The following is a 9,516-nucleotide window of genomic DNA, read 5'->3' on the forward strand; positions in this document are numbered from 1 at the left end:
CCAGGCGGGTTGCGGCCGAAGTCGTCGAATCCTTGTTGTTCTGCGTCTGTTCTTTTTCATCGCCCGTCATCCCGAAGTCCCCGGCATTCTAGGGATGGCCAAAGTCACCGCGGCGGCGCGGCGCCCGCAAGGCGGATTCTCAGATCTCGAACTGCGGCTGCAGCTCGCGGATGCGCTTGATGGCCACGCCCGCGGCGGCCGTGCGGGTCTCGACGCCGAGCTTCACGTACACCCGCTCCAGGTGCTTCTTGGCCGTGGCGGGGCTGCTGCCCAGGATCTCGCCGATGTCCTTGTTGGTCTTGCCCTTGACCACCCAGTAGAGCACCTCGGCCTCGCGCGCCGTGAGCTTCAGGCTCAGGCTCATGGCCTCGATCACGGCAGTGTCGGAAATCTCGCGCATGACGATCATCCATTCGTCGCCATCGTCGTCCTGCCCGGTCTGCCGATGCAGCCGCAGGCTGAGGCTGCTCGTGGTTGGTGTGGCCCCCACGCTCGGCACTGCGTGTCCTCGCTGCCCCCCGAGGGGGCCGCTCGCGCCTTGGGGCGGCCCGGCGGCGCTCGGTGTGGCCCCCACGCTCGGCCGCACGATCGAAAGCGCCGGCGGCTCGATGCCCTGCTGCCTGGCCTCGGGCGCATGGCGCCGCAGCCATTCGAGCACCACGGGCGGCGTCTCGGGCGCGCGGGTGTCGCAGTAGCGCTGCAGCAGCTCGCGCGCGAGCGCCGTCTGCCAGATCAGCTTGCCTTCGGGCAGGCGCACCGTGATGCTCGCGTAGCCGAAGGCGTCGAGCGCATTGCGCGCCTGGCCGGCCTGGCGCGCGTCCTGCCGCGCGCGGCGGGCGCCCTGCAGGTGTACGTTCATGCGGGCCAGCACTTCCTTGGGCTTGATCGGCTTGGTGACGTAGTCGACGCCGCCGGCCTCGAGCGCGGCCACCAGGTGCTCGGTCTCGGTGAGGCCGGTCATGAAGACGATGGGAATGTGCGCCGTCGCGGCGTCGGCCTTGAGCCGGCGCGCCACCTCGAAGCCGTCGATGCCCGGCATCATCGCGTCGAGCAGCACGATGTCGGGGCGGGCCTGCGCGGCGCGCTGCAGCGCCTGCTCGCCGCTGGTGGCAATGAGCACGGTGTAGCCCGACTCGTCGAGCGCATCGTGCAGCACCGCGAGGTTGTCAGGCACGTCGTCGACGATCAGCACGAGGTCGCTGTTGGCGCCCTGTTCGCGCAGCGTTCTTGCAAGCGGAGTGGTTTCCATGGGGGTTGTTCTTCAGGCCGCGCCGACCGCGGCAGCCAGCGCCCGGCTCATGGCCTCGAACTGGAACTGGCGCGCAAGCACGCGCTGCGCTTCGGTCCAGGCCAGGCATTCAGGCTCGTCGGCGTCGATTTCGTCGAGCTGGTTCATGATGCCGCGAAAGTAGCCCAGGCTCACCGCTTCGTCGAGCGCACGCAGCCTCGAAAGCGATGGCGCCTGCATGGCGCGCGCCGCGGCGGCGGGCGCGGGCTTGGCGGCGGTGTCGGTCCATCGCAGGCCGAGGCGGCGTTCGAGCCAGTCGAGCAGTTCCGTGTGGCGCACCGGCTTGACGAAGAAATCTTCCGGTGCAATGCCCACGTCGTTCTCCAGGCCCTTGTCGAAGGCATTGGCCGAGACGATGGCCACGCTGGCATCGGCCAGGCCGAGCCTGCGCGCGCGGCGGATGGTCTCCCAGCCATCGATGCCGGGCATGGCAAGGTCGACGAACATCGCGTCGGGCCGGTAGCCGGCCGCAATGAGGTCGAGTGCATCGTGGCCGCTGGCGGCGCTGCGCAGCTCGAAGCCGAGCGGCGCCAGCACATGGCCCAGCAGCTCGCGGTCGGCCTCCTCGTTGTCGACCACCAGCAGCCGCCGGCGCGGGCCTTCGTAGCCGCGCCGCGCAGGCTGCACCGGCGCCGGCCGGCCCGAGGCGCCAGCCGCGTCGTGCACGCGCGGCAGGAAGAGCCGCACGCAGAAGAGCGAGCCTTCGCCGGGCGTGCTGCGCACCTTCATCTCGCCGCCCATCAGGTCGGTCAGCATCTTGGCGATGGTGAGGCCCAGCCCCGCGCCGGGCGTCGCAGCCGCGGCCGCATCGCCGCGCGTGAAGGGCTCGAAGATGCGCTCGATGTCCTCGGCCGTCATGCCGGGGCCGGTGTCCTCGATCTCGACCGAGGCGAATTCGCGCGCATACGACAGCCGCAGCCTCACCTCGCCCACGGCCGTGAACTTGATGGCGTTGCCCAGCAGGTTGATGAGGATCTGGCACACGCGCTTCTCGTCGGCGCGCACCACCTCGGGCAAGCTGCCCGTGGTCTCGAAGCGGAACCGCAAGCCCTTCTCGGCCGCCTGCAGCTCGAACATGTCGGCCAGCTCGCGCAGCGTGTCGGCAAAGCGCATGGGCCTGGCATGCAGCGTGAGCTTGCCGGCCTCAATGTGGGCAATGGCCAGCGTGCCCTCGATGAGCGACAGCAGGTGTTCGCCGCCGCGCTTGATCACCGCAACGGCCTGCTGGCGGTGCGGCGGCACGGACTGATCCTCGCCCATCAGCTGCGCGTAGCCCAGGATGCTGTTGAGCGGCGTGCGCAGCTCGTGGCTGATGGCGCTGATGTAGCGGCTCTTGGCCTGGTTGGCCTGGTCGGCGGCGCGGCGCGCCTCGTCGGCCGCGAGCTTGGCCTGCTCGGCGACTTCGCGCGCTTCCTCCGCCGTCTGCTTGGCCGACTGCAAGGCGCGGTCGGTGGCGCGGTGCAGTTCGATCTCGCGCATCAGCAGATGGGTCTGGCGGTTCGATTCCTCCTGCGCGACCTTGCGGCTCTGGTGCGCCAGCACCAGCCACCAGGCCACCACGCCCGCAATCACGAGCAGCGCCATGTAGGCCTTGAGAAAGCCCGAGCGCAGTGCCGACTGCTGCACGCCGGCCAGCGCCTCGGCCAGCTCTGACTGCGAGGCCAGCTGCAGCGCGCTCTCGCCCAATGCGCGCAGCTCCTGCTGGTAGAGCACGCCGAACACCACCGCCAGCACCGGCACGATGATCAGCATCAGCAGCAGGAAGTGCCCGAGGCCGGTGTCGAGATAGCGCCAGCTGAAGCGCGGCAGCAGCCAGCGCAGCACCGAGGACCATTGCGCCGACAGGCTCGCATGCGGCTTGCACAGGTCGCCGCAGCGCGCGTCGAGCGTGCAGCACAGCGAGCAGATCGCGCCTTGGTAGGCCGGACAGTGGGCCATGTCGGGGCCTTCGTACTCGCGCTCGCAGATCACGCAGTGCTGCACCTTGAGGCGCTGGTAGCTGCCCTCGTCCACTGCATGCACGACCCGCGCCCAGCGCACCGCGCGCGGGCCCGCGGCCGGGGCGAAGGCAACCGCGCCCTGGCCGGCCGAGCCCCGCGCCAGGTAGTACTTGCCGCCCGTGGCCCAGGCCAGCAGCGGCGACACCACCAGCGCCGTGCCCAGCGCAATCAGCGCCGAAAAAGCCTGCGCGAGCGGCCCGAACACGCCCAGGTGCGCGGTGATCGACAGCACCGAGGCCAGCGCCATCGCGCCGACGCCCACCGGGTTGATGTCCCACAGGTGCGCCCGCTTGAACTCGATGCCCGGCGGCGACAGGCCCAGCGGCTTGTTGATGACCAGGTCGGCCACCACCGCCATCATCCAGGCGATGGCGATGTTGGCGAACAGGCCGAGCACGTCGCCCAGTGCCTCGAACACGTTCATCTCCATCAGCATGAAGGCGATGAGCGCGTTGAACACCACCCACACCACGCGCCCCGGATGGCTGTGCGCCACGCGCGAGAAGAAATTGCTCCAGGCCAGCGAGCCCGCATAGGCGTTGGTCACGTTGATCTTGAGCTGCGAGATCACCACGAACAGCGCGGTCGCGGCCACCGCCCAGCCGTAGTTCGGAAACACGTACTCGTAGGCCGCCAGGTACATCTGGTTGGGATCGACCGCGCGCTCGGCCGGCACCATGTGCGTGATCGCCAGGTAGGCCAGCAGCGCGCCGCCCAGCATCTTGACCACCCCCAGCACCACCCAGCCCGGCCCGCCGGCCAGTACGCCGGCCCACCAGCGCCGCGCGCCTGCGGCGGTGCGCGCGGGCATGAAGCGCAGGTAGTCGGCCTGCTCCCCCATCTGGGTGATCAAGGCGATGCCGACGGTCAGCGCCGCGCCAAACAGGTGCAGGTCGAAGCCCTTGGCGCCGGCCTTCACACCGTTGTAGTGCACGATGCCAGCAAACGCACCAGGATCGCGCACCAGCACGAAGACGAAGGGCACCACCAGCATCACCAGCCAGAGCGGCTGGGTCCACAGCTGCAGCCGGCTGATGGCCGAGACGCCGTGCGTCACCAGCGGAATCACCACCAGCGCGCACACCAGGTAGCCCCACACCGGCGGCACGCCCAGCGCGAGTTCGAGCGCATAGGCCATCACCGCCGCCTCGAGCGCGAAGAAGATGAAGGTGAACGAGGCGTAGATCAGCGAGGTGAGCGTGGAGCCGATGTAGCCGAAGCCCGCGCCACGCGTGAGCAGGTCCATGTCGACGCCGTAGCGCGCGGCATACACGCTGATCGGCAGGCCCGCCAGGAAGATGATGAGCCCCGTCGCCACGATCGCCCAGAACGCGTTGGCGAAGCCGTACTGCACCAGCAGCGTCGCGCCCACGGCCTCCAGCACCAGGAACGAAGCCGCGCCGAAGGCCGTGTTGGCCACGCGCCATTCAGACCACTTGCGAAAGCGCTGCGGCGTGTAGCGCAGCGCGTAGTCCTCGAGCGTCTCGCTCGCCACCCAGCTGTTGTAGTCGCGCCGCACCTTGACGATGCGCTGGGGCGCGTCGTCGGGGCTGGGGGTGGCGGCATCCGGGTTCACACCGTTTCGGTGCATCTTTCGTGCCATCCATACGTCTTTTGGCGAACACCGGCACGACTGTTGCAAAGACGAAGCCTGCCCAATAATGGCCGACCTCCCCGCCACCCGAAGCCGCCTCCCATGGAACTGACCCCGCGCGAAAAAGACAAGCTGCTGATCTTCACCGCAGCACTGCTGGCCGAACGCCGCAAGGCGCGGGGACTGAAGCTCAACTACCCCGAAGCCGTCGCGCTGATCTCCGCCGCCGTGATGGAAGGCGCGCGCGACGGCAAGAGCGTCGCGGCGCTGATGAGCGAAGGCCGCTCCGTGCTCACCCGCGCCGACGTGATGGACGGCATCGCCGAGATGATCCCGGACATCCAGGTGGAAGCCACCTTTCCCGACGGCACCAAGCTCGTCACCGTGCACCAACCCATCGTCTGACTCTCCCTCGGAACAAGAAAGCCTGCCATGCGCCACAACGCTTCCAAGACGCTTGCCCTCATTGCCATGCTGCTGCCGCTCGCGGCCAGCGCCCACACCGGTGCCGATGGCGGCGTGCACCACGGCTTTGCCACCGGCTTTTTGCACCCGCTGACCGGCGCCGACCATCTGGCGGCGATGGTCGCGGTCGGCCTCTGGAGCGCGCTGGCCGCGCGCCGCGCCTGGCCCGACCTGCTGTGGGCGCCGCTCGCCTTCGCGGGCATGCTGCTCGTGGGCGCGCTGATGGGACTCGCAGGCGTGCAGCTGCCGGCCGTCGAACCGATGATCGCGGCCTCGCTGCTGGTGCTGGGCCTGCTGGTCGCCACGCGCGTGCATCTGCCGGCCGTGGTGGCTATGGCAGTGGTCGGCGTGTTCGCGGTGTTCCACGGCGTGGCGCATGGCCACGAACTCGCGGGCGAACAAGGCGCCGCATTGACGCTGGCCGGCATGGTCGGCGCCACCGTGCTGCTGCACGCCGCTGGCATCGCGATGGGCTGGGCGCTGCGGCGCGCCAACGCCTGGCTGCCCCGCGTGGCCGGCGCCGCTGTGCTCGGTCTGGGCGCAACGCTGCTGGCCCAGGCCATCTGAGGCCGGCCATGATCCCTGGCGAACTCCTCACCGACGACGGCGAGCACACGCTCAACCCGGGCCGCCGCACGCTCACGCTGGTGGTGCAGAACACCGCCGACCGGCCGATCCAGGTCGGCTCGCACTACCACTTCGCCGAAACCAATGGCGCGCTCGGCTTCGACCGCGAGGCTGCGCGCGGCATGCGGCTGAACATCGCCTCGGGCGCCGCGGTGCGCTTCGAGCCGGGCCAGCAGCGCACGGTCGAGCTCGTCGATTTTTCAGGCGATCGCATCGTCTACGGCTTTCGCGGCCTCGTTCAAGGAAAGCTCTAAGCCATGGCAACGATTGGACGGCGTGCGTACGCCGAGATCTTCGGCCCCACCGTGGGCGACCGGGTGCGGCTCGCCGACACCGACCTGCTGATCGAGGTCGAGGCCGACTACACGCTGCGCGCCGGCGGCTACGGCGAAGAGGTGAAGTTCGGTGGCGGCAAGACCATCCGCGACGGCATGGCGCAGTCGCAGCGCACTCGCGACGGCAAAGGCAGCGGCCCGACGGCCGGTGGAGCCGTCGACACCGTGCTGACCAACGCGCTGATCCTCGACCACTGGGGCATCGTGAAGGCCGACATCGGCCTGAAGGACGGGCGCATCGCCGCCATCGGCAAGGCCGGCAACCCCGACGTGCAGCCGGGCGTGGACATCGTCATCGGCCCGGGCACCGAGATCATCAGCTGCGAGGGCAACATCGTCACGGCCGGCGGCATCGACAGCCACATCCACTTCATCTGCCCGCAGCAGATCGAGGAAGCGCTCGCCTCCGGCATCACCACCATGCTGGGCGGCGGCACCGGCCCCGCCACCGGCACCTTCGCAACCACCGCCACGCCCGGCCCCTGGCACATCGAACGCATGCTGCAGGCGGCCGATGCGTTCCCGATGAACCTGGGCTTCCTCGGCAAGGGCAATGCGAGCCTTCCGGATGCGCTGCACGAGCAGATCGAAGCCGGCGTCATGGGCCTGAAGCTGCACGAGGACTGGGGCACCACGCCTTCGGCCATCAGCAACTGCCTGGACGTGGCCGACGCCACCGACACGCAGGTGGCGATCCACAGCGACACGCTCAACGAATCGGGCTTCGTCGAGAACACCATCGCGGCCGTGGGCGGCCGCTCGATCTGCGCCTTCCACACCGAAGGCGCGGGCGGCGGCCATGCGCCGGACATCCTGCGCGTGGTGGGCGAGGAGAACTTCCTGCCCTCCTCCACCAACCCCACCATGCCCTACACCGTGAACACGCTCGACGAGCACGTCGACATGCTCATGGTGTGCCACCACCTGGACGCCGGCATTGCCGAGGACCTGGCCTTTGCCGAGTCGCGCATCCGCAAGGAGACCATTGCCGCCGAGGACGTGCTGCACGACCTGGGCGCGATCAGCATGTTCAGCTCCGACAGCCAGGCCATGGGCCGCGTCGGCGAAGTGGTGCTGCGCTGCTGGCAGACCGCGCACAAGATGAAGCTGCAGCGCGGCAAGCTGCCCGAGGACAACGAGCGCAACGACAACTTCCGCGCCAGGCGCTACGTGGCCAAGTACACGATCAACCCCGCCATCTCGCACGGCATTGCGCACGAGGTGGGCTCGATCGAGGTCGGCAAGTGGGCCGACATCGTGATCTGGAAACCCGCCTTCTTCGGCGTGAAGCCCTTCACGCTCATCAAGGGCGGCACCATCGCCATGGCTGCCATGGGCGACCCCAACGCGTCGATCCCCACGCCGCAGCCGGTGCACTACCGCCCGATGTTCGGCAGCTACGGCGGCTCGCTGGCCAGGAGCTCGCTGACCTTCGTCTCGCAGGCCGGACTGGCCGCGGGCATCAAGGAACGCTACGGCCTGGCAAAGCACCTCAGCGCGGTGAAGAACATCCGCAATGTGCGCAAGAAGGACCTGGTCCACAACGGCTACACGCCGAAGATGGAGATCGATGCGCAGACCTATGCGGTGCGCGCCGACGGGCATCTGCTGACCTGCGATCCGGCGGTGCAGCTGCCGCTGACGCAGCGGTATTTTCTGTTCTGAATGTCAGCTGCTCCGAGGCGCGAGATGAGCGCGGATCCACTCCGCAAGCGCCTCTTCCTCGAGCTGGCCGGCGGCGAGCTTGAGTGTGGTCAGCACGCAATCGTGGTCGGTCGCGCGAAGCTCAAACCCATTGAGGTCCAGAAAAACTTCCATGGCGACGAAAGCCGTTCTTTTGTTGCCGTCGGTGAATGGATGGTTGCGAGCAATCCCGAAGGCGTAGCTCGCAGCCAGTGCCGCCGCGTCGGGCGATTCATAAAGCGCCCGGTTTTGCGGTCGCCCCATGGCGGAAACGAGCAGCCCCTCGTCGCGTACTCCGGCGGGACCTCCATGCTCGGCCAGCTGTTCTTCGTGGACAGCATGAATCAATTGAAGGCTGAGCCAGACCCAGGCGTCGTTCGCGGCGCTCACTTGGCGAGCTCGCGCAGCACGTTGCGCCGCTTCTTCATGATGCGGCGGGCTGCTTCCATCTGGCGCTCGAACTCCTCGTCATACGGAGTCATGGTGAACCCCCCGCCTGCGGCTTGCGTCAGGTAAATCGTGTCACCCTTGCCGACATTCATGCTCGCCAGCACTTCCTTGGGCAGGATGACTCCGACCGAGTTGCCGATCTGGGTCAGTTTGAGGGCGGACATGGAAAGCTCCATTCAATCGAAGTTATAACAAACGTTATATTATTCCGCCTTACTGGGAGTCGCAAGCCACCATGCTCACCGCCAACAAACTCATGCCCCAAGGCCGCGGCCTTGCGCCCGTGCTGCTCAAGCGCGCCGCCACCATCGAGCTCGACTGGGACGTGCGCCAGAAAAGCCGTTTCGATGCCACCGATTCGCAGGGCCGGCAGATCGGCGTGTTCCTGCCGCGCGGCACCGCCGTGCGCGGCGGCGACGTGCTGGTGGCCGAGGACGGCTCGCTGGTCCGCGTGATCGCGGCGCCGCAGCCGGTGCTGCGCATCACGCATTGCACGGCCCACGGCACGCCGTTCGACCTGACGCGCGCAGCCTATCACCTGGGCAACCGGCATGTGCCGATCGAGCTCAAGCCCGACCACCTGAAGATCGAGCCCGACCATGTGCTGGCCGACATGCTGCGCTCGATGCACCTGATCGTCGTCGCGGTCGAGGAAGCCTTCGAGCCCGAGGGCGGCGCCTACGGGTCGCACGAGCATTCGCACGGCGCCGGCCACGACCACGCGCATGGCAGCAGCAAGGGTCCGAAGCCGCTCGTGCTCGCACCGGAACTGCTCGATGACCATGATCATTCGCACGATCACGGCCATCATGGGCACTCGCACTGAAATGAGATCGGCTTGGTGCGTTGTGCGTCATTCAGGGCGCGCTCCCGCCGACGGGGTACGCGGCGAAGCGAATGTCCCCCGGCCTGCGGCCTCCTCCTTTACCGGGACTTCTCGCGCAGTCAAGCACGGGTTTGGGTTGGTTTTTCTACCAAGCTGTATCGCTTGCGAGGCATTGAGGATCGAGGCGCAACGAAACGAGGAACAGACTGCACATCTACCGACGGTCTTGTTGCACTGGCACGTGGCCG

At 68.1% G+C, this 9,516-nt stretch carries 9 protein-coding genes; 5 read left to right on the forward strand and 4 right to left on the reverse strand.

Annotated features, from left to right (window positions below; all coding sequences use genetic code 11):
* Positions 1–139: 139 nt before the first annotated feature.
* Both AC1DSC_RS30750 and AC1DSC_RS30755 read right to left on the reverse strand, forming a co-directional pair.
* Positions 140–1,249, reverse strand: coding sequence for a response regulator transcription factor (locus tag AC1DSC_RS30750; RefSeq protein WP_369663458.1), 1,110 nt, complete (start codon positions 1,247–1,249; stop codon positions 140–142).
* A 12-nt stretch (positions 1,250–1,261) separates the two neighbouring features.
* The gene (locus AC1DSC_RS30755; RefSeq protein WP_369663459.1) at positions 1,262–4,879 is read right to left on the reverse strand and encodes a hybrid sensor histidine kinase/response regulator; all 3,618 of its coding nucleotides are present in this window, start codon (positions 4,877–4,879) and stop codon (positions 1,262–1,264) included.
* 105 nt (positions 4,880–4,984) lie between these two features.
* Here AC1DSC_RS30755 and AC1DSC_RS30760 point away from each other — a divergent pair, with 105 nt between their 5' ends.
* Genes AC1DSC_RS30760 through ureC form a run of 4 tightly spaced genes read left to right on the forward strand, consistent with a single transcriptional unit; the run spans position 4,985 to position 7,974 of the window.
* Complete coding sequence (locus AC1DSC_RS30760) at positions 4,985–5,287, forward strand: urease subunit gamma (protein ID WP_018906796.1); 303 nt, start codon at positions 4,985–4,987, stop codon at positions 5,285–5,287.
* Positions 5,288–5,314: 27 nt separating this feature from the next.
* Positions 5,315–5,914 (forward strand): HupE/UreJ family protein, encoded by a 600-nt coding sequence (locus AC1DSC_RS30765; RefSeq protein WP_369663460.1) that lies wholly within the window; start codon positions 5,315–5,317, stop codon positions 5,912–5,914.
* Between the two features lie 8 nt (positions 5,915–5,922).
* Complete coding sequence (locus tag AC1DSC_RS30770) at positions 5,923–6,228, forward strand: urease subunit beta (protein ID WP_056594107.1); 306 nt, start codon at positions 5,923–5,925, stop codon at positions 6,226–6,228.
* A 3-nt stretch (positions 6,229–6,231) separates the two neighbouring features.
* Entirely contained in the window at positions 6,232–7,974 is a 1,743-nt protein-coding gene (gene ureC, locus AC1DSC_RS30775; protein ID WP_369663461.1) for an urease subunit alpha, read from the forward strand.
* 3 nt (positions 7,975–7,977) lie between these two features.
* Here ureC and AC1DSC_RS30780 read toward each other — a convergent pair whose 3' ends face one another.
* Both AC1DSC_RS30780 and AC1DSC_RS30785 read right to left on the reverse strand, forming a co-directional pair.
* Positions 7,978–8,382: a type II toxin-antitoxin system death-on-curing family toxin gene (locus AC1DSC_RS30780; protein WP_015867018.1), complete on the reverse strand. Its 405-nt coding sequence runs from the start codon at positions 8,380–8,382 to the stop codon at positions 7,978–7,980.
* Entirely contained in the window at positions 8,379–8,606 is a 228-nt protein-coding gene (locus AC1DSC_RS30785) for an AbrB/MazE/SpoVT family DNA-binding domain-containing protein (protein ID WP_015867019.1), read from the reverse strand. The genes AC1DSC_RS30780 and AC1DSC_RS30785 overlap by 4 nt, the downstream gene beginning before the upstream one ends.
* A 71-nt stretch (positions 8,607–8,677) precedes the next feature.
* On the opposite strand from AC1DSC_RS30785, the gene ureE reads away from it, so the two are divergent.
* The gene (gene ureE, locus AC1DSC_RS30790) at positions 8,678–9,268 is read left to right on the forward strand and encodes an urease accessory protein UreE (protein WP_369663462.1); all 591 of its coding nucleotides are present in this window, start codon (positions 8,678–8,680) and stop codon (positions 9,266–9,268) included.
* Positions 9,269–9,516: the final 248 nt, after the last annotated feature.

The sequence above is a fragment of the Variovorax sp. 01N425 genome, from assembly GCF_056399465.1.